Origin of the sequence: Pseudomonas sp. EA_65y_Pfl1_P113 (assembly GCF_963970525.1) — a bacterium.
In the GTDB taxonomy this organism is placed as follows: Bacteria; Pseudomonadota; Gammaproteobacteria; order Pseudomonadales; family Pseudomonadaceae; genus Aquipseudomonas; species Aquipseudomonas tritici.
This window is the reverse complement of record NZ_CAXAQM010000019.1, coordinates 75377-99515: the sequence shown is the minus strand read 5'-3', so window position 1 is coordinate 99515 and position 24139 is coordinate 75377. Positions and strand designations below refer to the sequence as shown.

14 protein-coding genes and 2 pseudogenes are annotated in these 24139 nt (G+C 55.5%); 4 read left to right on the top strand and 12 right to left on the bottom strand.

Features of this window, described 5'->3' with window-relative positions; translation table 11 throughout:
• Nucleotides 1-41: 41 nt before the first annotated feature.
• The 7 genes from AACY52_RS18200 to AACY52_RS18170 all read right to left on the bottom strand — a co-directional run bounded on the left by AACY52_RS18200 (nt 42) and on the right by AACY52_RS18170 (nt 11440).
• Complete coding sequence (locus AACY52_RS18200) at nt 42-950, bottom strand: hypothetical protein (protein WP_112193678.1); 909 nt, start codon at nt 948-950, stop codon at nt 42-44.
• Between the two features lie 225 nt (nt 951-1175).
• Complete coding sequence (locus AACY52_RS18195; protein WP_339560669.1) at nt 1176-3521, bottom strand: hypothetical protein; 2346 nt, start codon at nt 3519-3521, stop codon at nt 1176-1178.
• A gap of 570 nt (nt 3522-4091) precedes the next feature.
• Nucleotides 4092-5051: a hypothetical protein gene (locus AACY52_RS18190; protein ID WP_339560668.1), complete on the bottom strand. Its 960-nt coding sequence runs from the start codon at nt 5049-5051 to the stop codon at nt 4092-4094.
• Nucleotides 5052-5176: 125 nt separating this feature from the next.
• Nucleotides 5177-6178: a site-specific integrase gene (locus tag AACY52_RS18185; protein ID WP_162633366.1), complete on the bottom strand. Its 1002-nt coding sequence runs from the start codon at nt 6176-6178 to the stop codon at nt 5177-5179.
• Nucleotides 6179-6418: 240 nt separating this feature from the next.
• Entirely contained in the window at nt 6419-7339 is a 921-nt protein-coding gene (locus AACY52_RS18180) for an AAA family ATPase (RefSeq protein WP_112193671.1), read from the bottom strand.
• Nucleotides 7336-9405: a site-specific integrase gene (locus tag AACY52_RS18175; RefSeq protein ID WP_339560667.1), complete on the bottom strand. Its 2070-nt coding sequence runs from the start codon at nt 9403-9405 to the stop codon at nt 7336-7338. The genes AACY52_RS18180 and AACY52_RS18175 overlap by 4 nt, the downstream gene beginning before the upstream one ends.
• A gap of 4 nt (nt 9406-9409) precedes the next feature.
• Nucleotides 9410-11440, bottom strand: coding sequence for a hypothetical protein (locus tag AACY52_RS18170; RefSeq protein WP_112193667.1), 2031 nt, complete (start codon nt 11438-11440; stop codon nt 9410-9412).
• Between the two features lie 41 nt (nt 11441-11481).
• Between AACY52_RS18170 and AACY52_RS18165 the strand changes: the two are divergent.
• Nucleotides 11482-12369 (top strand): annotated as a pseudogene (locus AACY52_RS18165) (glutamate synthase-related protein); the annotation flags it as partial.
• A gap of 11 nt (nt 12370-12380) precedes the next feature.
• On the top strand, nt 12381-12665 hold the full coding sequence (locus AACY52_RS18160; protein WP_339560666.1) for a putative quinol monooxygenase: 285 nt from the start codon (nt 12381-12383) through the stop codon (nt 12663-12665).
• 45 nt (nt 12666-12710) lie between these two features.
• Here the strand turns inward: AACY52_RS18160 and AACY52_RS18155 are convergent, their stop codons facing one another.
• The 3 genes from AACY52_RS18155 to AACY52_RS18145 are packed head-to-tail and all read right to left on the bottom strand — an operon-like array spanning nt 12711 to nt 15615.
• Nucleotides 12711-14279 carry a glycosyltransferase family 39 protein gene (locus AACY52_RS18155; protein WP_339560665.1) on the bottom strand — a complete coding sequence of 523 codons (1569 nt, stop codon included), beginning with the start codon at nt 14277-14279 and terminating at the stop codon, nt 12711-12713.
• On the bottom strand, nt 14276-15244 hold the full coding sequence (locus tag AACY52_RS18150) for a glycosyltransferase family 2 protein (protein ID WP_339560664.1): 969 nt from the start codon (nt 15242-15244) through the stop codon (nt 14276-14278). The genes AACY52_RS18155 and AACY52_RS18150 overlap by 4 nt, the downstream gene beginning before the upstream one ends.
• On the bottom strand, nt 15241-15615 hold the full coding sequence (locus AACY52_RS18145; RefSeq protein WP_339560663.1) for a GtrA family protein: 375 nt from the start codon (nt 15613-15615) through the stop codon (nt 15241-15243). Before AACY52_RS18145 ends, AACY52_RS18150 begins: the two co-directional genes overlap by 4 nt.
• Before the next feature lie 223 nt (nt 15616-15838).
• On the opposite strand from AACY52_RS18145, the gene AACY52_RS18140 reads away from it, so the two are divergent.
• Complete coding sequence (locus tag AACY52_RS18140) at nt 15839-16969, top strand: OpgC domain-containing protein (protein WP_339417800.1); 1131 nt, start codon at nt 15839-15841, stop codon at nt 16967-16969.
• Between the two features lie 39 nt (nt 16970-17008).
• Here the strand turns inward: AACY52_RS18140 and AACY52_RS18135 are convergent, their stop codons facing one another.
• Nucleotides 17009-18427, bottom strand: coding sequence for an amino acid permease (locus AACY52_RS18135; protein ID WP_065872554.1), 1419 nt, complete (start codon nt 18425-18427; stop codon nt 17009-17011).
• A 179-nt stretch (nt 18428-18606) separates the two neighbouring features.
• On the opposite strand from AACY52_RS18135, the pseudogene AACY52_RS18130 reads away from it, so the two are divergent.
• Nucleotides 18607-19465, top strand: a pseudogene (locus AACY52_RS18130) (transglycosylase domain-containing protein); the annotation flags it as partial.
• Here AACY52_RS18130 and AACY52_RS18120 read toward each other — a convergent pair.
• Entirely contained in the window at nt 19459-24042 is a 4584-nt protein-coding gene (locus tag AACY52_RS18120; RefSeq protein ID WP_339417797.1) for a hypothetical protein, read from the bottom strand. The pseudogene AACY52_RS18130 and the gene AACY52_RS18120 overlap by 7 nt on opposite strands.
• Nucleotides 24043-24139: the final 97 nt, after the last annotated feature.

The following is a 24139-nucleotide window of genomic DNA, read 5'->3' as shown; positions in this document are numbered from 1 at the left end:
GGGGCGGGTCTTTGTAGGACGTGACAAAAGGTCGTTTGCCGCTAAGCGTAGGAAAGCATCTGGCGGATCCTACGCCCCCAGGCTTTATCGTGGATAAAACGTTGATGATCGTGATCACCGTTAATGATCTCGTCCTTGGTCAGGGTCGATAGGACTTCCCAATCCTCACCAAACTTATAGGTGGCGTTGTCCAAATGTGAGCTCTCAAGGAGGTAAATCCCGCGCTTGGAAAAGCCAAAGACGAAGTAGCCTTGGTAGCCTCCTCGGCCCGTCGCGAAGAAATCAGGCTCGAACCGAGTGATCTCCCTGATCCGGTGTTCGATCACCCCCTGCTCTGACGCCCGCAGACCGGCCAGATAGGGTTTTACGATGGCCTCAGCGCTCTTCCAAGGATATTTACCAGGGGGAAGCAAATCCCACTGCAACTGACGTGCCTGCACCTTCGCGATGCGCTGACGCTCAACGTCGAAGATCTCAAACTCCTGGAAGAATTCAAGCATGAGGTTCGCCAGGTGAATAAGCGCCGTAGGCGGCTCATCGACTTCCACCCGGCGAGTCACAATGTACTCCTTCCCATCGATGACACTTAGAGAAAGGCGCTCCATGGGAGGGCGAACAAAATCGATGGGATACACATCCATTGTTCGAATTTGCACACCGCTGTGCTCTTGACCATGCCAGTCTTTCCAGCTCCGGTATTGCGGCACTGATTTTTTGATTAGCGGGAGATCTCGCCTTTTAATCTCCTTGCCGCGAGCATTGAATTCGCTGATTTTTCCAATCACCGCAGGAAGGATCGAATCACCGTCTTTTTCGAGGTGAGCAATCGCCAGCCGCGCCTGGACGTCTTGATCGACTTTGTCTCGCTCAATCACAAACAGCATCTCGCGAGCACCATGCGAGTGCGCGATGATTCTGTTGACGCTATTGATTGACTTGCCTGTGACCATTGCTTTCGTCCTCGCCATCCGTGAGAGAAGCCAAAGGTAGCATACTGCCAGCAGAACTGAAGTGACTAGTCGGTTGGCCCAGAGCCATGTGTCTCATGCTCAATCTTTGGGTTGCTCTGGCGGTTCCTGTTGCATAATGAGCTCTCACAACCAATCAGATCCTCCACTTGAGGAAGCCGAAATAGGGGGCAGTAGTTCGCCTCCATTTCGCGGTCGACCGTGCTATCACTTTTCTCTACGGGGTAGATTGGCAAGTACCTGCATCATTCCAGCCAATGACTCAACCAGCGACTCAAGCATTTGACGCCCTTGCGTCACGGGATCAGCTTGTTGATCAACACCGACCAGCTCAAACGCTTCGGCAAACCCCGAAGACGGTAAATGCGCATCAGCCTGCCTCAGTTCCTTTATTCCAACCAACACCTTGGTCAGCGCCCTCGCTTCATCCGAGGTCGCTCCGCGCTTCATCAAGCCAGCTTCCAAATGCTTTATAGACCCTGAATTCGTCTTTCCAGATTGCGCCCCCATCGCGGTCAACGCATCCCCATCAAGAGATTCAACCGTCAGCCTCGCTAGATCTTTGGCAAGCTCAAGTACTCCAGTTTTCTCCAAGGAGCGGAACCGGTGAACACGCTTAAAAATTTCATCAGTCGCGTGGTGTGGGGAGAACAGCGGCTTTCCACTGACTTTCTCAAACGTGGCATTGATCTCGTCGTAGGCCGGACGCAGCCGCGCCTCAGCCGCTTTCGTCGCCGCCGGGAGAGCCGTGGCCTGCGATGCCAATAGCTCCTCCGAAACCCCACCGTCAGGAACTACGTTTGCACCCGCCCATACGCGCTGCTGCCAAGGTGGAAGCTGGCCAATGTCCTTGGCATATACGTTGATCAACCCAAGAGAGTTCAGACCGAAATGGACGCTATCCCCGCATGAGATCCCGATGGCGCCGGTGTCCCGGGTATACCACCGCAAGCTAGAGCCCCGGTAGCTGCCGAGCAAAGCTGTAACGTGCGGGCGGAACCACAGCCAGCCCCCAGCGGAGGCAAGCTCGTCACCGCTAACGCGCTCGCCGGAGCCATTTATAGCGAAGTCCACCTTGGTCAGCGGCGCTTCACCCTTAACTCGTTCGCTTATACGCCCTGGCTCAACAACCTCGGTCACCCAAAGCGAACCACTCAGGGAATGGAGCTTTCTCCCCTCGTGCTGGATCGACCAGGATTTTGACTCGACAGAGTCGTCGTCGGGTAAACCGAGCTTGGGCACGTCGTCATCAGCGTCGACGTCTGTGCGCGAGACATGGAAGACTCCCGTTGAGGAGCCATATGGCTTACCACCTTCATGAATTTCAGAATTGACTCCCTCCCACTCCCTTCCATCCTTTTTCTCCTGCACGAATGCCGAAGCCCAGTCGATATGGGATGCATCCGACACAGTTTGAATGCGACTTCGGAAGCTGGCGAGCTGTAGGTACATGCCACGGGCCTTCAAGTAATCACGGAGGTGCTCAGTGCGCGCCTCTAAAAGCACAGGCTTACCGTGCTCGTCACGCTTAAGTCTCACGACCTCCAGGAAACCCTCGACTGGCCTCAACCAAACGTCGCCTTCGCGCTGCAGGCCCAGTGAGATGACAAAATCCTGATGCAGATGCCACTCATTCGGCGCCGCACCATCGAAGTTCTGCTCAATAACCAATCCAGTGCCTATGGCATCAGAGTGATGACTGGCCCAGTCACCCGCCCAATAGTAAGTTTTTACGAATGCAGGCTCCGCTGGGGCCACTGGTTGAGGAGCTGCTGACTTCGCTGAGCGAGTGCTTAGGGACACGTTCAGGTCTGTGAATGGCACACGGAAGCTTGCGAGCGATTTCCGCTGCTCAGTGGCAGTTGGACTCGGACTCTGTGACGTGTCGTGGGCATGTTCTTTCGGCCATACACGATGCGATTCTTCGCCGCCGGCAAAGGTGTTACCACCAAGGTCGCCCCAACTCAGTTTGGATACTTCATCACGATGCAGTAGGTCGAACATGACCGAGCCAACGCCGAAGTACTCTTCAACGTAGCCTTCATAGCCGTAATCCCCCTCCGACGTCATCGTCCAATCAGCACGCAGTGGAATCCAGACTTTGTCCGAAACGGACGACTTCCGGATTTTGGTCATTTCAAACCAAGCCTGCGGCTTGCAGATAGCTGTCTTTGGAATTACCGACATCGCAGCTCCAACGTTCCCTTTTAAAACGATGACGGCCACCAGGTCGCTTTCATGGTCGGTCTGAGCCAGACACTCCCGCAACGCTCCGCGCAACCCGGCGTGCGGGATTTTCTGGTCAACCGCTTCTGCAGGGAAAAAAGTACCGGGGCTGTCGAAACCGTTTTGGTCATAACGCCACAGGACAAAGCTCGGGCCTTGGGCGACAACGGTATCCGTGCGACTAAGATCGCTCCAAGTACCGCGCCAGTGCTCTGCGATAGCTTGGGCTTGCACATTCGCATCCGCAGGCGGAACCGCCACCTTTGGGTCGCCGTCAATAGTGTCCGTGCCTACCTCGCCCACCTCTACCTCGTGATCCCTGCCCATCAGCCCCTCGCCTCTGCTGCCTGCTTGTCAAAGAGTAATTTAACCACGGGCCGTGACGCCTGTTGTAAAAGCGTTCTTCATCCCGACACCGTGACGGTAGCATCAGGGACGAAGAGGAAGGGGCATCCGGCGGAGTGCGACATCCCATCGCCTCAGCCTCCCGCCGCGCACGACTGGGACGTTAGTAACTCCGCCCACGGTTGGCCCTCGTTACCATTTAATAACAAGGCTAGGGCGTGACAGCCCCCCGAGTAATGGTTGTCTTCAAAGATAATAATGCTCAAGCAATTGAAACGGGTGCGTCAGGGGCGTATGGCCGACGAAATTACACAATCGAATCCACTTCTCAGCAGATGGGAGCCATAGCTCCCACGCTTTTTTGCTTTTCGTGAACTGCTGATAATTCAGCTGAGAGATGCGAGAGATTGCCTGGCGTCAGATCCAGCTTGCGGTGAGCATCATTTGAAAAAAAGTACTCCAACTATTCGTCCGCTGCGCCGAGCCCGCGCACTCACTCGCTCTCCACTAATAGCTTTTTTTGGAGGGGGCATAATTCTTGACTCTATAGCATCACAGGCACTGAAATAACTTCCTCACTTTATCCATCAGTTGGGCATCGCAAAAACTTTCCATATCCAAAGTGGAAATCAAGGCTTGAATCTGGGCTTCGCTTCCAAGTTCAAATGACATTATTTTTTCAATCTGCTCTGTCGTCAAATAACGCGCCAAGTATTGAAATGGGTTAAGACCTTGTGGGACGTGACCCAGTATCGCACTCCAACTCATCCTTCGACTCAGACCATCATGAGTTCGCTTGTAATCAAAATAGCGCTTCAAAGTCTCAGCATAATTTACGAGCACTACACCTTTATGCCACTCGTAGAAAGCCTTCACCTGCTTGGCGTACTCAGCTAAAGCAGCGCCAACATCGATATAGTTCTCTGAACTTTCGATAAATGCCCTAGCCTCAGATGTCCATCTACCCCATACAAGGAGATTGTCGCGGGTTACCACGAATCGAGTGACGCGACTCCCTTTCTCAAAATCGTAGTCAATCCTCCAGTTGGCCTCAGCAATCCGCCAGTGAGAGTTGTAATTGCGTAGATCTTGAAGGAATTTATGCAAGCCGGGCGTTGAAAAACAAGAAACCAACTTATGAGTAAAGCCCGCCACGGGATATTTCTTTTCGAACACTCTTGAGACCTCAACCAAAGCCATAACAGAGGTCGTGGTATAAAAGAGCTTTCTCTTCACCTCTCTAGTAAAATGCTCTGCATTCGTTCTATTCGTCAAATCCCAGAAGCCAGACTCTTGTGTTTTCTGCGCAAACAAACTAATAACTCTGAATAGATCTTCCGCACTACTCTGAAAGATCCAGACCGTATCATCCAGCTCCTTCACTGCTTGCCACAGCTGTCCTCCTTCAGTTTCCTCGATTGAAAGCCGAGCATCAGTAAACTTATGCATGATTGCAGATCGAATATCGTCGACAGACCATGGCTCAGGAATTGTGTCGAGGTAACGAGTCATAGAACCTTATTCGTATGGTTAAGTACTGTAACTTTAGCTTACACTTGAATAGCATCCGGGGAGTGGTTTCGACTGTCGGCCAAAAGACGAATGTGATGAACAACGACCGCTCACGATTATTGAGTCTAATGAGCCGGTTTAGACTCGAAGAACCTGACCACAGAAGCGAGCACATGAGCGGGCATGTTCTCCTGTACGACCTGATCAACATGGGGGGTCAGAACAGGTAACCAAGCATCAGCCTCGGTTCGAATAACGGTGCGGATGTATCGTTTGGTGACCTCTATGTCCATATGGCCAAGCTGGATTCTCAGGGCTTCATGAATGTCGTGAGCATACGCCAGATTGGGCTTCAAGCCATGAGCTTTGAAGTAGTGGTAGACCACATAAGTCGCATAGGTATGGCGCAGGTGATGAGGAGTGATCCGTCTACCTACCACGCTGGAGGCATCCCTGAATGCTCTCCAGATATCGTGAAACTCGACTGGTTTACCCACGGCAGTCAGCCACAACGGGGCAGTCTCACCTGGGAACCGTTTAGCGAAGAGCTTGAGACGCTCCTTGCGATGCCCAGCAATGTATTCGGTATGTAGGCGCTTGAGAGACTCAGTAAGGACTGAACACCTCAACAAATGCTTTTTGCCTTTCGGCATATAGGTGAGCTTCTGGAACGTTACGCCCATCGCTTTCAATTCGGGATAGCGAAGCCATCCGGGGTTTCTTGTATCGCTACCTAAAGGCACCTGAACAACACCTCCGATACGCAGCCCGGTAGTCACCATCATGAAGGCGATGAGATCGTAAACTGGGTCAATTTCAGTCAACGCAGCTGACAGCCCTGCGTATTCATCATTGCTGAGAACGACATCCTTGTAATCCAGGATATGCACCTCTGGCTCCAACCCTGGGTCCGATCTGTCAGCCCTGCCCGTGTGCCTGGATGGAGCAACGATAGATTTACTGGAATGGTAGTTTGAGGGCCCTTGGATTTTTGGCGGAAACTCAATCATGCAGACGATCGTGGCTTCTTCACACCAGTCATAGAAAGCTCGCCACGAGCGGTAGTAGGCATTGATAGATTGAGACAGCACGCCACTGTCCTTCAAAGCCCTCTTGAAAGCAGCCATGTGCACTTCGTACGTTGCCTCATCGAATCGCACTCCCATGTCCGCGCAGCAATCGAACCAGATTTTCAGATGTTTGAAATTGTTGACTATCGTTGTTGGCTCTCGACGCCCTCCTCGTCTCATTGACGTCTTTCGCAGGTGAACGAGGTAGTGGGCCAACGGATAGTGCAGCACACCATTGATGTGTGGGATGGGCGTCCCATCTGTGTGCGTGACAGATTCAACGTACATGGGCACCTCTCATACGCGTAGCATAATGATTTCGTCGAATGATTCATCACTTCCAACAAGTGATGGATGCTCGACAGACCTATGCATGGCACGCAGTTTGGTGACTGGCACCCGTCTGACCTCTTCTCGTGTCCTGTTTCGGGATTCAAGTGTTTTCAGCTCAGCACAGAAAACTACCGCGACCACCTTGGTCTTCTCATACTGCCGAGCAAGATCCAGAAGCTCATAGCGATCACTTTGCGTGAGGTTGCACGCATCAAACAAAATCGTGAATCCACGACTGCCGCTGAAGCTTCTGCACCAGGTAGACTTCCCACTCGCAGGAGCACCAATGGTAATGAATAGTGTCTTGTCCACCGGCCTAGTCAGTGCATCCCGCACATGGTTGAGCGCTTGAACCCAAGCTTTTTTCAGCGAGAGCTGATCGTTCCCATGCCGCTCGGCATCGGGACTGATTATCAGAGGCTTGCTCTGAAGGTTGACGATCACAGGAGCTGCCTCTTGGAGCTGTACAGACTTAGCCTCAAGCCTACGCGTGCGATCTTCCAGCTCATCAACCTTCTTCTGACTAGCAGACAACAGCATCTGTAGGCGCTCTTTGATGTGCTTAAGATCCCTAACATTCTCAAGCAAGCTGTAATTTTCAATGAGCGCATTGTGTAGCTTGGTTGCTACCGGAACCTCGCCGATCTCCTGACCAGGATTTTTCTGAAGCTTGCGGAATGAGGTGATTTCCTCGCCGAGCTGCACCCACTGTTTAATGGTCTCTTTGTCCGGAGTGTTGATTTTACCGTACAGGTACTTTCTATCGATGTTGGCTCGCTGAGCTATCGAAGAAATCGTCACTTTCGCGCCAGTTGACTGAAACTCGATTTTCATCTGCTCGAAAGCAGCACGAGCCTCTGCCAGACGATTTCTGTTATTCATCATTTCACCGACTCCAGGATGGGAGTGTAGAGTTCAACGAACTCCCGCGCGGATGCCATGATATGCAGATTCTGGGCGTAGTCCTCGTCAATGGCTCCGGCGATAAGCGACTTATAGAAGCCCATCGATTGCTCCAGGGCCTGAGACTCGAATTGCGTGATAAGGCAATGGTCACATTTCGCCCCGACGCATTTGCTTACGAACGGCAAGCCTCCAGCGTGATGCGGACTGGCCGTTATCTCATCGAGCTGGATGGCTGGGATCAAATTGACGCATGGCTTCTCGGTCTCGTCATTAGGGTCGAACGCGCAGATCGACAATGGTGTGAGCAGAAAATGCATGGAGCCGTGCATTGCACGTTCGCGCAGGTACTCTCGCATCGTCGCGCCGAGCTCATCACCCGTGATCCCCTCGAAAATGGGATCTTGCTGAATCCCCGACTTCAGGCGCTCGCCCGCTCCGCCAGCGAGCTTTCCATCCTGAGCCGACCTCCCGATTGAATTCACAATCTTGAGAGATTGCTCGACCAAGACCTCTTGGCGCGCCTCAACGATCAATGGATTGTTTCGCAGGTACATTTCCGTCATGTTCATCGAGCGGTGGGAAAACAAGCGCATGACCAGCAATGGCCCCAGAACAGGGCTATTCATGACAAACCAGCCGGCGATGGTTTTGCGAAACTGATGCGGGTGCGGCTCATAGTCGACACCGATATCACGCGCAAACGCTTTGACGTAGTTGACGAGGCTCTGAGTGTTAAGTTGACCACTCACATGGTCAGATTTTTCATTAGACTGGAGTGGCGTGAGGAGGTAATCCTCACGACGTTTCAGCGTTCCGAGCGCTTCCAAAACCTTCACAGCCTGGTAGGTAGTTTTGGGTACTGGAATCGAAATGACCTGCCCCTGCTCGTACTCCCTGCTCGTTTTACGGACAGTCACTGTCAGCCGGTAGAAGTCCTCAACGCCCATCGTCAGATCGGGTACACAGCACCCAACCCTGAGATTTCGGATCTCCCAACTTCTCATCCCCGTGGTGAAAAGAATGATGGTGATCGCCGCCCTTTTTATGTGAGACAGGCTTCGCTCAGCATCTTTCCGATCGAGCCGGTAGGTGAACTTATCGGGATAGGACGGGGCAGCATATCGGCTAAACTCAAACTTGAATGGCAAACCATGGCTCAACTCTTCGAAGCTAATTCCGCGTGCAACGCAAGTTTTCTCAAGACGCCCTTTGGTCACGATGCTGCCAGAATTGTGTTGAACGATCCCTTCGTAAATGACCTGGTAAAACTGTATTAGTGGCGCGGAATACTTCTCCACATATTCCAAAGCAGCATTTGCTATCGGGAAAGCATACTCCAAGGGAATGGCCTGCCAACCAGAAACATCCTCCGGCAAAGCAAGCTCTTCATCAGGCTCAAAGTCCTTGAAATCGACAAGACGCTTGCCATCAAATGGATCGCTAGCCAGTCTCAAGAATGAGGGCAGCAAACCGTCTCCTATTGATAGCTTCCACCACTCGGAAAGTAATCGCACCTTGTCCCACTTGGTGTTGTCATGGAATCCTGAAGAACTGATTCCATTGAGGACATCCTGAAACTGATCCTGCGCCAGCTCTCTTGGCAATTTGAAATATCCGCCATCATGCTGAGCGACCAAGCAACCGTGTTCACCAAGCCAAGCCACAACCTCTTTCGCCGAAGAAAAAATATTGTACACGGTACGTGGACTGCGCTCTGTGATGGCATGGCGACCCAATAGGCAGAACGCGATCAATTTCAACACCATCACGAGAGGGAAGTGGGTACGTGCTGAGGAGCCGACTATCGATTCGAAATTGATTAAATACCCCAAGCCCTCCTTACGAAAATCCCAAGTATTCTGCCAGAAGAAACTCGCTTGGCTTACAGACGTGTTTTTCAACCGTTCCAACTCATCATTGAGCAGCTCCCAGTAATCTACTGGGGCTGAGTCAAAATTTCCGTTGCTGTGGGCCGAATGACTACTGCTGTTATTGGCGCCGCTAGAAATATTGGCTCGGGTGGTGATGTTAGTTTTGGTCGACATATAGTTATCCTAGAACGATTATTGCCGGCAGAAATACAGCGCCGCTATTTGCAGATGCCCAGGCCTCAGCAACAGCGTCGTGGTCTGACCATTTCGTTAGCAGGTCGTGAGCGCGGGCATGCTTGCGTCCGTACTCAGTCTCCCAGCGCTCGCCGCTCATGGTGGGTCGCAGCGATTCATACTGGAGGATCCGGGTGGCAATCCTCGGCAGGTGCTGTTCGAACACCCGACTCTGGCTACATCCCATGCACATGTCGTATTCGTGGCAGCTTGAGCCAGTCGCTACCATGGCACCTTCAAAATCTGGCTCGGTAGGGTCAGCGCATGACGCGTAGAAACCCGCCACATCTGTGGATGCCGATTGCTCAGAGTCGCTCAGCATGACTCCTCGGAATTTGCGAGCCTCCTCAAGGTACTTGTGCTGAAGGGTAAAGATCGCGATATCGGTGATCCTTCGGGATGCACCTTGGGCGAGGTAGCTGCCCAATGTGGTATCAAAACTCTTGTGGTTCAAAGCATTCGACAGGGTCGCGTGAAGCTCCTGGTGGTTTCGGGACTCACCAATGGCCTTCATCAGCTCCTTGTCAGCAAACACCTTCCGGAACCGACGGGAGTCGAGGTTCGTAACACGCTCCTTTGTGAGGTTGCCAGAGGCATCTGTCTTCAGATCCCAAATTTCATGGCGCTTGAGGAATGTCTTCGCGTCGAAGTTGAAGATGCCTTCCTGACGGTAATCCCAGGCCTTATCGTTACGAAAGTACAGCCAAAGAGAGTCAGCCGATTTCGAACTTGCCATCGCCGACAAAGGCTCCGTATACCACAGCAAGAACGATAAAATAGGATAGATGCCCTCATCTGAAATAGTGATGTAGGTATCATCAATTTCAATTACACCGAGTCCTTTGCCACGACCTTTGTACCCCCGTAACCTGCACTTATTTGGATCAAATGGATCTTTCCAGTCAAGCGGAGAAATGGTGAAACCCTTGACTGTGTAACGACGCTTCCACGTCATTACGACCTCTAAATTTTTACCTGAGAAAATCAAGAGAAAAATAAGAAATGGAAACAACGACTCCCTGCTTGGAACCTCCCTCTCAGCCAGACTCATCAAATGATAGGTACCGGGTAATTTCGGGTTTGGACACATATAGGGAAAAGATGCTTCAAACACTGATTGATAAGTAGAGTCCCAGTCCCACCCTGACAAATCTAATTGGTATTGGGCAGAAGCAAACGAAGTGAGGTTCACGTCGCTAGCGCGAAATGAAAGCTCATTGCGGTACACATCAAATACCCGGCCTAAGTACTCATCATGCAGAGCGTAATTCGCATTACCGTAAGGATCTTCCATGATCTGGGAAAACTCTTTGGCATTATTCATCAACGCTTCAATGTCAGAGGTGACAGCACTTATTAGCTGATACATCACCGCATCACTGTAAGGTGCCAACGCTTCAGGAGCATCTGCCGTATAAACTGGGAGGACAAAAGTGTTGGGCATTAAGGTGGTGCCCATGATTCGCTCAATGACTATGCTGCAACGACGGAACATTGATGCCTTATACCGGCTGTCCATGTCCACCAAACGCATGTCTGCTCTCCACTCGCACATGAGAAGGAAGTTCAGATCTTCCGGGCCATTGAGCTGTACCTGCTTCCGTCGACAGAACTCAAAGAACATCCCGACGGCGTTTCGCTTGTAAGAACCCTCAGCCTTAGAGCAGCGGCTTTCGAAGCATACGGTTTTCAAACCACGCCCCATGGCATTGACTGCCCAAGAGAACTCGTCTTTGTGTTCGGAGTAGAAAACACGATGACGATTCCCAAGCGTGAATAGTTCATGTGGCGAAGCACTCAGGGAGTCGATGGTGAGAGATACGAGTTCTCCACTCCTCTTCCCTGATTGAGGCCGCCAGCGCCAGACCTTGGAAAACGGGTACAGACCATCCTCTTCCTTCAGATCTAGAGAGTGAAGACTCCCCTCCTCATCAATGACTTTTTGAACGTTGTGCTGTGTACGTTTGCGGCCCATCTGAAGCTCCCTAGATCAACAAACCTATAGTACATAAGTTTATGAGCCAGGGCGCCAAACCCGGCCATGGCGGGATCCTGCCCAAGCACAAAGTCACCCAGGAAATTGCCGATACCCGCGGCATCATGATGGGCGAAGACTGCATCTCGCCGTCGCGCCACAGCGCGTTTTCCACCCCTATCGAACTGATGCAGTTCATCGCCCAACTGCGCGAACTGTCCGGCGGCAAACCGGTAGGCTTCAAGTTCTGCCTGGGTCACCCGTGGGAATTCATGGGCATCGCCAAGGCCATGCTCGAAACCGGCATCCTGCCGGACTTTATCGTAGTGGATGGCAAGGAAGGCGGCACCGGCGCCGCGCCCGTGGAGTTCACCGACCATATCGGCGTACCGCTGCGCGAAGGCCTGCTGTTTGTGCACAACACCCTGGTGGGCCTGAACCTGCGCGACAAGATCAAGCTCGGCGCCAGCGGCAAGATCGTCAGCGCGTTCGATATCGCCAGCGTCCTGGCCATCGGCGCCGATTGGGCCAACTCGGCGCGCGGCTTTATGTTCGCGATCGGTTGCATTCAATCGCAGAGCTGCCACACCAACAAATGCCCGACCGGCGTTGCTACCCAAGATCCATTGCGTCAACGTGCGCTGGTGGTCCCGGACAAGGCCCAGCGCGTATTCAACTTCCATCGCAACACGCTCAAAGCGCTGGCGGAAATGCTCGCCGCCGCCGGCCTCGATCACCCCTCGCAACTGTCGGCCAAACACCTGGTACGACGTATGTCGGCGACTGAGATCAAGTTGTTCTCGCAGTTGCATGTGTTCCTCAAGCCCGGTGAATTACTGACCGGTGAAGTGAACGGTGAGTTTTACTCGCGCATGTGGCAGATGGCGCGGGCAGATAGTTTTGAGCCCCATGAAGTGGCTGCCGCCTAAGGACCGTTAACGTGTTGAAAGTCATCGCCGAAGATTTCATCAAGCCCGAACACCTGGAAACGGTGCGCCCCTGGTACGAAGAACTGGTGGAAAAAACCCGTCAGGAACCGCTGTGCATCGCCTACGACCTATTTGTCGACCAAAAAGACCCGGGGCATTTTATCTTTGTCGAGCAATGGCCTGACCAGGCGGCGCTTGATACACATTGCCAGACCGAGCACTTCACCCGGCTGGTTCCACAGATCAATGCGTATGAAGCCAAGCCGTGCAGGGTGCTGTTGATGGCGGTGTTTTAGATCACTGCGCTTATTGAGGGTTTCATGAGTGAGGGTTTAATCACCTCACTCACACACCTCAGAAAGGTCAATAGCTTGCGGTGAACAAATAACATACTGATTGAGTAGGTAATCCCCCCCAACCTCATGCCGAATTAATTTCCACGTTGCAGGCACTTGCAACCGGCCCTGCATCTGGTCAGTAAAAGGCAATAACCAAACGCGGCCGTTTGTGGAGACCAAATTTTCGAGACGATCAATGTAGGTAGCACCCGTATATTTGATCATCGGCGCAGTAACGTTCTCACCATCAGGGCGCCCAGAAGTTCCATCTTTTCCAGGCGGAGTATACAAACGGATCGATCTGTTTTTTTGATTATAAAAATTCGCAGCATAAAAAATATATACATAACCCGTAACCAATACATCCCCCTCTATTGACTCCTTATTAAAATATTGCATAAGCCTGGACAACTGATTATCAGCAATACGATAAGGATTATCCAGTGAGTACTGTTGATTATATACCTTATAAACCCCATAACCTTCCACACTGAGAACGGTGCAGAGCAGGGCCACCAGCACCTTGCTATTCTTCAATCTGTCGAGTGCAACAGCCATTATCAAGGGCATCATCAGTGCTGAAAAAAACAGATACCGTTCCACAAAAACCGGCGTATATAAAGATATTAATGCTGCAGCAGCAACTGTTAAAAGCCCGTTTACCACGAGCAGAATCTCAAACCGGAAACTGCTCAGCCTTTTGAACAACACACTGAATGCCAACATCAGATACAACAGAGGCAGCGTCCAAAACACAAACGTTTCATAAGTTCTACCGTCGTTTACCGTTAAAAACCTCCACACCGCGGAGGGCAGACTGTAAATATCAATCGGACGTACCCAACCGGGTCCGAACTGTGAAAGCTGCTTGAACATCGATGGCAACCACGGCGTGTAAAAAACCATCATCATCACATTCGCCGACCACCATGCCAGACGGTTGATACGACGAAGCCCGCCCAAGCGCGGGTGACGAATCAATAGCAGATACAGCCAGTGCGAACAGGCACACAATACGGAGAAGTAGTGCGTATAGAACCCAGCCACCATTAACACCGCATAGATCACCATGTATCGCTTTCGTGACGGGTAGACAACCCAATAAACCAACGCAATCGTAGCACCCAGTAAAAATGTACCGAGCATTGAGTACATCCTAATGTCCTGGCTGTACCGCACGGCAATCGGCAACACAGCCAGTAACACGCCTGCCATTAATGCCGCGCGACGTGTGGAAATCAATAGCGTCAGCCATATTCCCAGACCAACATTTATCGCTCCGAATATCGCACTCAACCCACGGGTCCACACCAGATCATTGGAACCGATCAGCGCGACCCAGCTCTGTAGAACAAAGTAATAAAGAGGTGGATGAACATCTCGACCGCTCAATATCCAGACTATTTTTGGTGGGTATGAGATCAGCTCAAGTGTGAAACCTTCGTCCGACCAGACAGAGGCATCGGTCAATCTGAAAACCCGAATAAGCAACGCAAAAAAAACAATCGCGAGCACCCACCACCATTGACAAAAAAATCCGGTTATTGAGCGCTGCGCAGGTATCAGTCTCATCTCAAAACACCTCCAGCAGAATGCTTTGCCAATGTTGTTTTTTCCAGGTTGACAACTTCTTTCACCACATACCTCGGCCTATGCTTGGCCTCCATATAAATCCGCCCCACATACTCCCCCAATATTCCGATCCCGATAAGTTGCACCCCACCCAAAAATAGAATTGCCGTCATGATCGACGGGTACCCCGGCACGACATTGCCAAACACCACCTTGTCCACCACCAGATACCCGGCATACACCAACGCCACCAACGAAATGCACCCGCCGATATAACTCCACAGTCGCAACGGCAAGGTGCTGAACGAGGTGATGCCATCCAGCGCCAGGTTCCACAGTTTCCACGCATTGAACTTGCTCTGGCCGGTGGTGCGCGGGGCGCGGTCGTACTCAATGATGACCACGCTGAACCCAGCCCAAGACAACACGCCTTTCATGAACAGTTGCTGCTCGGGCAGCGCCTTGATCACGTCCACTACCTTGCGGCTCATCAACCGGAAATCACCGACGTTTTCTTCGATATGGGTGTAGGAAATAAGGTTGAGCAGGTGATAGAACAACGACGCACTGTGGCGTTTGAGATAGCAGTCGCTGGAGCGATCGCGGCGTTTGGCCAGCACCACCTCGGCGCCGTTGCGCCATTCGTTGAGCAAGCGCGGGATCACGTCTACCGGGTCTTGCAGATCCACATCCATGGGTATTACGGCATCACCGGTGGCGTACTCAAGCCCGGCAAACAGCGCGGCCTCCTTGCCAAAGTTGCGCGATAGATTGATCAGCACAACATCGCTGTCGCCCCTGGCCAGCGCCCGGGCATGCTCGGCCGTGCAGTCAGTGCTGCCATCGTTGATAAACACTATTTCGACACAGACGCTCTGCAACCCAGGTTCTTGGCGCACCGCACGGTAAAACAGCTCGATCGCCAGTTCTTCGTTGAACACCGGCACAATCAACGAAACCCTCATTGCCCGCGCTCGCGAAAAACCACACAGCGCGACAGCAGGAAACCACAGACCAGACTCACCAGTGAAAACACCACCACGGTGACAATCCCCGGCACACGCCAGCGATCCGCCAAGCCGCCCACCACCAGGCTCAGGCCGCCCATGCAAGCCATGAATAACAGGTAGTGCAACCAAGAGGCGGGCATGGCAAAGGTATAAAGAGCATTCACATAAAACGAGAAAGAGGCCGCAACGCAAAACGCCAAGAAGTTACTCAACGCCTGGCTCAGTTCAAACGCCGCCCTGAACACAAAAAACAGCTGCCAATGGATCACCGTATTGGCAACTCCAATCACCGTGTAGCTGGAGAATCCCTTCCACAATCTGGTCATGCCGTCGTCCCGTTGTGCCTTCCTTCAGCAAGCCACGGCACCGGTGCTTCGTCTACTGTCAGAATTAACAGGTACACGCCGCACACATTTGAGACATTCAGTAATACCCAGCCTTTGCAATTGCTTACAAATACCGCCAACCTGCGCCCGCCCGACGTGCGGCGTACGACAACACCCGCGTGCGCCTGTCATTACTAAACCTTTCGTACAAGAGCCCGCTGCCATGCTGAACGGACGCGACCCGCGCATCGATTTTTTTCGGGGCCTGGCGTTGATCTTCATTTTCTGGGATCACGTCCCCCACAACCCGCTCGGCCAGATCACGCTGCGCAACTTCGGCTTCAGCGATGCGGCTGAGGTGTTTGTATTTCTCGCCGGCTACGCGGCGGTATTGGCCTACGGCAAGATCCTGCAACGCGATGGCTATTGGATTGCCTCGCTGAAAATCCTGCGGCGTGCCTGGGTGTTATATGTGGTGCATATCTTCCTGCTGGCGATGCTGATGGGCATCGTGTTCTTCGCCAACAGCCACGTGGAAACCCGCGACCTTGTCGAAGAGATGGGCCTGACGCACTTCGTCACCCAACCGCAGCAAGCGCTGACCGATGAGCTGCTGCTGCGTTTCAAACCCAACCTGATGGACCCGTTGCCGCTCTACATTGTGCTGCTGGCAGGGCTGCCGCTGGTGTTGCCGTTGATGCTGCGCAATACCTGGGCAGTGGTGGCCGTGTCTACGACGCTCTACTTGCTGGCGCCGTGGATGGGCTGGAACCTGCGGGCGATTGCCGATGGTGTCTGGTACTTCAACCCCGTCACTTGGCAACTGCTGTTCATACTGGGAGGTGCGGCGGCGCTCTACAGCCGACAAGAACGGCCGGTGGACACCCGGCCACTGCGCCGCCAGCCGATGTTTGTCGCGGCAACGATTTATGTGTTGATGGCCGGCGTGCTCACGCTGTCCTGGCGCTGGCCGCAGATCCACGATGCGCTGATGCCGTCGATGATCAGCGACCTCATCTACCCCATCAGCAAGACCGACTTATCACCGCTGCGCCTGCTGCACTTCCTTGCCCTGGCTTATGTCACCGCCAAGCTGCTGCCGGGCCGTGGCTGGACCGAAAACTGGCTGGCGCAACATACCTGTCGCATGGGGCGTTATTCGCTGGAGGTGTTTTGCCTGGGCGTCGTGCTCGCGCCGTTGGCGGACATGATCAATGCCATGGCCGGGGATGCCTTGGCGATTCAATTGCTGACCGCTGTGGCCGGTGCTGCACTGATGGGGTTGCTAGCGCTGTGGCTGGCGTTCAACAAGCGCCTGGATCAGTCGCTCAAGGCAAGCGTGCACGCGGGATAGACTGGATGACCCGCTGCACGCAGCGGGCCATTTGTGGCGTCAGGCCGAACGCACCGGCGCCGCAGTCGCGTTGTTCGGTTGCAGCTTGAACACGTAGAACAGCACCGTCAGCAGCACCAGGAAGGCCGGCCCCACATACAACGCCACGCGAGTATCCGGGAAGTACGCCATCAGGCCCACCACCAGCACCAGGAACGCCAGCGCCAGGTAGGAACTGACCGGGTAAAGCCACATGCGGTACTTGAGACCGGCCTGCTCAGCGGGACTCAGGCTTTTGCGGAATTTGAGCTGGGCCAGCAGGATCATCAGCCAGGTCCAGATCGCGCCAAAGGTAGCGATGGACGTTACCCAGACGAATACTTGGTCCGGCACCAGGTAGTTGAGCAGCACGCCCAGCAACAAAGCAAAGATCGACAACAACAGCGCCTTGCGCGGCACGCCATTGCTCGAGGTGGTGCCAAAGGTGGCCGGTGCCTGCCCGTTCTGCGCCAGGCTGTAGAGCATGCGCCCCGTGCTGAAAATACCGCCGTTGCACGACGACAGCGCCGCCGTGATCACCACGAAGTTGATGATGCCCGCAGCGGTCTTGATGCCCAAGCGCTCGAACGTCATCACGAACGGGCTGCCCTGAGTGCCGATTTCATTCCACGGGTAGATCGACAGAATCACAAACAACGCACCGACGTAGAACAGCAGGATGCGCCAGAACACCGAGCCGATAGCGCTTGGAATCGTCTTCTGCGGGTTGCGTGCTTCACCGGCGGTGAGGCCGATCATCTCGACGCCCAGGTAGGCAAACATCACCATCTGCAGCGACATCAACACGCCTTGCACGCCGTTGGGCATGAAACCGCCATGGGCCCACAGGTTGGAAATACCCAGCGCCACGCCGTTGTTGCCAAAGCCGAACGCGATGATGCCGACGCCGCCGATGACCATCGCAATGATGGTGACGATCTTGATCAACGCGAACCAGAATTCGAATTCACCGAAGGCTTTTACTGCGATGAGGTTGATCGTACCCATGCTGATCAGTGCCGCCAGGGCCCAGATCCAGCGCGGCGTGTCTGGGAACCACACGCCCATGTACACAGCCACGGCGGTGATCTCTGCAACGCACGTTACCAGCCACAGGAACCAGTAGTTCCAGCCGGTGAGAAAGCCCGCCAACGGGCCGAGGTAATCCTGGGCATAACGGCTGAACGAACCGGCGACGGGGTTGTGCACCGCCATCTCACCGAGCGCACGCATGATCACCAGGATCGCCAGGCCACCGATGATGTACGACAGCATGATTGCCGGGCCGGCCATTTCAATGGCCTTGGCCGAACCGAGGAACAGGCCGACACCAATGCAGGCGCCTAGGGCCATCAGGCGAATGTGCCGCTCGCCAAGTTCGCGTTTGAGCGGACCGCCTTGAGCGGTCTCGCCGTGGGGCAGTGGGTTGCCGACTGGCATAAAGGTACAACCTCATTTTGTTATTGGAGTGTCCGCCGTGGAGCAAGCTTGGCGGGCGTGCAGTATAAAAAGCGGGGCTTAGAGTGATTCACTATAAAACACGAAAAATTCAGTGAAACAAACCGCAGAAATGCCATTTGGCAGGGGCATTATACCTGCCTTGAGCGTAAAAATGCCTCAGCGACGCCATCGTCTACCCGGGCGCCGGCCCGTTTGATCGGCCGGCTGCTCAAGCGTGGTTATGTGATCGAGGCCCAGACGCAGTTCTCTGCCGAACTGTTGGAGTACGCCCACAAAGGCCTGTTCGTGCCCTACGCCGAAAAGAGCCACGCCGGGTTGTCGATCACCGATTGCCGTGCCGCTGTATCAATACGTGTATCCACAGCAACTCTACGAGCGTTTCACCGCGATCCCGCCGCTGGAGGTCAACCGTTTGCTGTTTATCGAAAACCGCGACCTGCTCGACCCCGCGCCCACCCCAGGCCAACCCTGCCGTGGACTGGCCACGCTTTGCCAGGGCTGCGTGGTCTCAGGTGGCCAAGCGGCTGCACCTGCCGGGGCAAAGCGCCGGCGGCAGTACCCTGGCCACGCAGTTGGAAACTGCGTATGTTCGCGCAGAATGCTCTGATTGATGGGCCGTTGTTGCAGGCCGCCTTGAGCGCGCCGTTGGCCTACCGCGACTGGCAATTACAACCCACCGTCCAGCCGATCAATACCAACAAGGGCATCAGCGTCGCCCGCAGCCGTCTGGCCGCCTTGCTTCAACGTCCGCTCTACGACTTGGACCGCGTATCCGCACCATGCTGGAGATCGAGGCCTTTCTCGACATCCATCAGCGCTGGCAGGCGCTCGGCTATCCGTTCGATCACTTGCTACCCTCACTGGCCACCGCGATTGGCAGTTCCGGCGACCGGGCAGTCACAGCCAGTGCATGAGCCCGGGCTGAGCCCACGCGGGATCGCCTCAATGCGATTCAGTCAGAGAACGTTCAGGCCCACGCCTGTCCGCTGGCGAGCGCGCTTGCCACGGGATCAGTCGAGGCTGAAAAACAGACGACGTGCCATGGCCAATCCAACAGGCGAGCGATAAATCTCCAGCGTCTGTTGCGCCCGGCCGCCCTGCCCGAGGCGCATGCGCGCAAAGGCCTGGGCTTCGAACTCAGCCTGGGCCAGGCGACCCAGGCGGTTCTGTTCGGGGCTTTTGATGTGGCCGAAGGTGTAGTGATCGTCAGGCCCGTGACGACTGGCGTAGTGAAAATGCGCAAAACACAGCGCGCGGCCGGTGTGGATGTCGTTCACCGCGTACACTTGCAAAAAATCATTGCGGCGCCCACGCAGCGGCACCCGTTGTCCCTGCCGGATGATCTTCACTTCACCCTGCTGTTGCAAAAACGCCACGTCATTGACGCTGCGTAGGTTATTGCGGCTGGCGCGGATGCGCGCGTCCAGCCCGGCCGCGTCCAGCCGCGCCGCGGCCAGGCGCAACTTCGCCTCGGTATCCTGCGCTTTGCTGCGCTGGACGTTCTCGAGTCGCACGATCGTCCGACCGCTCAGTTTGTGCCTGATAGCCTCGGCCGCCAACGTACGGCTACGCCCCTGAGCCTCCAGCAGTTCCTGAAGCGACGCCGCATCGTTGGCCCGAGCCATCATCGCCTCGACATTGGCGATGGCCCTGTCCTCATCGCGCAGCAGAACGTCCGCTTTTTTCAACAAGGCCCCCAGTTCTGGATCAGGACGCACGGGGGGTGGTGCTTTCAACTGATCCCAAACGCCATCGTCGGCCTGGGTGAACGAACCGATCACACCGCCCGCAGCGTCATGCAACTGGGCTGTCTCGACGCTCATGGGTTCCGGGCTCAGCCGGGCCACATAAAGGTCGCGATTGCGGGTAAGAATGATTTTCCCACTTGACTGGCCAGCCGCCTCAGGACGGGGTTTGATCACGCGGCGCGGCGCAGGTTGCAGCAACTGCGCCAAGTCCTGTTGCGCCTGGTGATGCAGGGATGCCAACAGTTCCTGGAGTTTTTGCAGATACGGCAGGTCGAATTTATCCGGCTCCATGGCGCGCCAGAATTCGATGCGATCATCGGTTTGTGCGTAGACCCGATCAATGCTCTCGAGCAGTTCGATGCGTTGTTCATGGCTGCACTGCAAGTGCTGCAAATCGACCTGGGAGCGACTGGCCAAACGGGCGCGGTCGAACGTTTCATTCATGTCATCGATAAAATCATCCTTGAGCAGCGAACCACGCACATCAAAGGCGGCACTCCAAAGCGTGGTCAATTGCAACGTTTGCAGGTCGAGGATCGACGGACGTTGCGGCATACGCAGGGTTAACACGCGCGCCTTGTCACGTCCCAGTCGCGGGACCTGGCGCAGTTCTTCAAGGTAGCGCTCTTCTATCGTGCGCCAGTGAATCGCGCTGCCATGCAGGGTAGCCAGCTCACGCATGATCTGTCTCAGCTCGTCATGAAACTGTGCTTGCCTCGTCTCCTCCAACTGCTTCAACACGGCGGGCAATTTATTCGTGACCCGCTGAATGTGTTCACGGCTGACGACGTCGGACAATTGTGCGGCGAGGACAATCGACTCCACTATCTGACTCAGTTCTTCTTCGTATCGCGGGCGTGGCGCCAGTTCCCGCAGGCGCCTGAGCAACCTCAGTTCCTGCAGCAAATACGCCACCTTGCCGTTGAGCTCCTTGATGTAGCGGTCGCGGAATGCGTTGAGCATTTTTTCGTCGGCGCCGCTGTTGGGGTTTTTGAGCAGGTCGTACGCAACTTCCGCTGCCTGTTGCGCGCGCGTGCGATTCTTGATCGCATGCTGGTACTGAGCTTCCAGGACACTGCGGTCCACGACAGGCTCGCTCGGCTCCTGGTCCGCGCCCCCGCTGAGGCGCAACTGCAGATCAATATCCCACAGGCCGGCACCGATGAGTTTCAACCAGGGCCCGAGCCGGCTCCCGTCAGAGCTGATCACACGGGCCCGCCCCCGTTGCAGGCGCACGGCGAACACTTGGCCGCGCACCAACGCCTTCCACTGCGTGGGCGCGCGCGCGGTGTCATGCCACAACCCCTGCCAGGGTCCGCTTTGCTCGGTAAAGCCCTGGGGCCAGGGCTTGCCAACGGTGTTCAGGCTAAACCCTTGCAAACGCGCCTGCAGCGGCGGCGTCAGAACGTCACGCGCATTGGCCCAAGCGGCCGGTACGCTGAAGTTCACCGGCGGAACGTGATAGGTGGGCGGCAGCGGGCTCGGCTCCTGGGCGGCCAGAGGGGCGAACACCGGGTGTTCCAGCAGCAGATGCTGGCGCGCGTCGTGGGGCGAGGCCTGGTGCGCGAGGATTGCCATCAGGTTGGCAAGCACGTCCATGACGGCGGCGTTACGTGTCTGGTCGTCATCGCTTTGCAGGCTAGGCATATCCTGCCGGGCACTGTCGAGCACCTGCACCAGCCAGCCCGCCAACATCACCGGGCCGCCGAGCAGCGGTTGCAAAATACCGAACAACAGCCAGCCAACCTGCTTTACGCTGGCCCAGCGCTGTTCAGCGTTCGACACGCTTTGCCGATCCGCTTGGGCAACCATAGCCTGGGCAGTGGCGGCGAACACTTGGTGCGCGGGGTCGTCCACATTGATCCGCTTGCTCAATTGCGCAGGCCCAGGCGCCTCGAACGCAGTGAACTCATCGCCCGACAAAAAACGCCGCACATGAGGTTCGCGAAAACCGCCGTGGGCATACACCGCCTGGCGCGACGGATCGAGCCAGTTCAGGACGCTGGCCTGCAAATCGCCAGGCGCCTGTACGGCCGCGAACAGGGCATCGAGGCTGGGGTATTCGAGCAGCAGCGGAACGCACAAGGGCCGGTACAACAGATGCGCACCTTGCTGGCCTTGCTCCGGGCCGATGATAAACATATTCGCCACCTCGTCCGGCGCGGCGTCGCGTGTTGCCTTGAACGCCAGTGGCCACATCGCCACGGCTTGCCCGTCCACCAGGCGTTGCGCCCGCGTGTCTTGCAGCGCCGCCAGCAGCCGGCGAAACCCCTGGAAGGTCAGGCCGTGCAGGCCGCTCACCTGCCACTCCAGCGCCTGCATGGGCAGTTGGATGCGCAGTTGCTGACTGAATAAGCGCCGGCGGCGCGTCGCTTGCACCGGGTCGTCGACCAGGGTTTTCTTCAACAGCGCAGGGTACGTCTGGCCCACATCGGCGTTAGTCACACACGTCTTGAGCAGGTTGTAGGTCAACCACGCGGGCGCCGGTTCCCCCTTGAGGCGGATGCTTTTCGCGGTATAGGGAAACCCGGCAAGGTTTTCCAGGGCAAGCTGCGCCAAGGTGACGGTAATTGACTGCACTTGCCCGGCAATGAAACCGCCCGGCACCGGCACGGCGGCGGCGATGACTTTGTCAAAGCTCACACTGATCGCAGAGGGTTCGAGTGTGGCGGTTTTCGGGTCGTTCTTGAGACACGCCTGCAACTGCTGTTCGGCGTATTCCGGGAGTGCGGGAATATCATCCAGAAAATGCTCTGTTCCGTTTTCCTGCCGGGCCAGCACCTGGGCCTGGAGCAGACGCGCGTAGGCGCTGCAGGTTTGTCCGTCGACGTGCAGCAGCCACAGCGGCAACTGATCGCGCAGCTGTTGCTGACGGGGGCTCAAGCGCGGAATGAACCAGCGCTGCACATCGGTAATGGTCCTCAGCAGCGCCTGATAATCCTCGACGGCACGTGGCACCGCGAGATCCAGGCTGGCGATTTCCCGCAATTGGCGCTGCAGGTAACTCGCCGCCAATTCATCGAACGGGTCGCTCACGACCTCGACAGCGAACCAATCCCCGGCAGCGCCCGGCAATAACGGGCTGGCATAAGCCGGCAACAAGGCCTGCACCGCTTGCAGGTTATCGAGCACCTGCACGCCGCTGGCCGGGCTGAACAACACCACAGGCCCCTGCCCTGCGGGGCTGAGCACCAGCAACGGCAGCATCTGCACGGGCTCGTTCCTGCCACGCCGCAGATGCAGGGTCTGTACCCGCAGCGCAGGGCCAAGAGCGCTCCAGTGGCGATTGGGTCGCTGCCGATGCAGGCCCGACTTGGGCAACACCTGGGCATACCGTGCCTCGCTCATGCCGGGCGGGCGCGGGGAATCGTAGAGCAACCCCAGTAATTCGTCGGACAGATACCCCCAGCGCGTCCTGTTCACCGGCAGCGATTCATTCCACCAGGCTTGCAAGCGCTGGGCGAAGCGGGTGAGCAATAGGGCGCCGCATTGATTGATCAGCCGCTCCACGGTCGCCAGGCTCGGACCTGCGACGGTGTAGGTTTCACGGGTGCGCTGCGCGACCACGTGGTAATCCGCGGCCAATAACGTCGGTTGCGCCGCCGCCAGACGCTCCAGCAACAGTTGCGGCAGGCTTTTGTAGCGATAAGTGGTCGGGGCGGTTTCGATCTCCGGAAACCCCAGATAAATCAGCCCGGCAGCGTTACGGTGTTGCTCAGCATAGGTGTCCAGCCAGGCCTGGGCGCAATCCTGGGCCACGACGAACAGCGTGGGCGGATCGGCGAATAGGGTCAAGACCTGCTCGATATGAGCCTGGCGTAGCGACAGTGGAGCATCGACAGTCATGGTGCGTTCTCAGTCAGGGATTGAGCGCAACCCTAGGCGGGAGCGGCGGCGCGCGGGCACTAAACAATTACCCCTGGCCTGTTCACCGCGGTACCGG